Origin of the sequence: Microcoleus sp. T3_A4, assembly GCF_036700465.1 — a bacterium.
In the GTDB taxonomy this organism is placed as follows: domain Bacteria; phylum Cyanobacteriota; class Cyanobacteriia; order Cyanobacteriales; family Microcoleaceae; genus Microcoleus.
The window spans coordinates 13,152-13,628 of record NZ_JAUBOY010000062.1 but is presented as its reverse complement, the minus strand read 5'-3'; the positions used below and the strand labels follow the sequence as shown (position 1 = coordinate 13,628).

Sequence of the window (477 nt, the reverse complement as noted above, 5' to 3'; positions counted from 1 at the left end):
TGGCGCTGGAATTCTCAGGAAGCTTAATTGGTAGATGCACCCTGATTAATTAACTCCCCGCCAATTCTGGTTTGGGGGTTTTTTTTTGCGGTATTGGCGGTGATGCTGAATAAAGTTTGAGGTTGTCCGGATGGCGCTGGAATTCTCAGGAAGCTTAATTGGTAGATGCACCCTGATTAATTAACTCCCCGCCAATTCTGGTTTGGGGTTTTTTTTTGCGATCGCACCCCAAACCACGAATTTCCCCAAATTTTCTCAAACAGTCCGGAACAGGTGCACCTCGAACCGGAGACTAAATTAGTAGATGCACCCTGATTAATTAACTCCCGACCAATTTTGGCCGGGTTTTTTTTTGCCGATCGCACCGCAACCCACGAATTTTCCCAAATTTTCCCAAACTGTCCGGAACAGGTGCACCTCGAACCGGAGACTAAATTAGTAGATGCACCCTGATTAATTAACTCCCGACCAATTTTG

Annotated in this window: 1 protein-coding gene; it reads right to left on the bottom strand. The window is 45.9% G+C overall.

The features are described from left to right. Positions 1-176: 176 nt before the first annotated feature. Positions 177-477, bottom strand: a 301-nt coding sequence (locus QUA07_RS26160) for a hypothetical protein (protein WP_333331109.1), incomplete at its 5' end; no start/stop codon positions are given.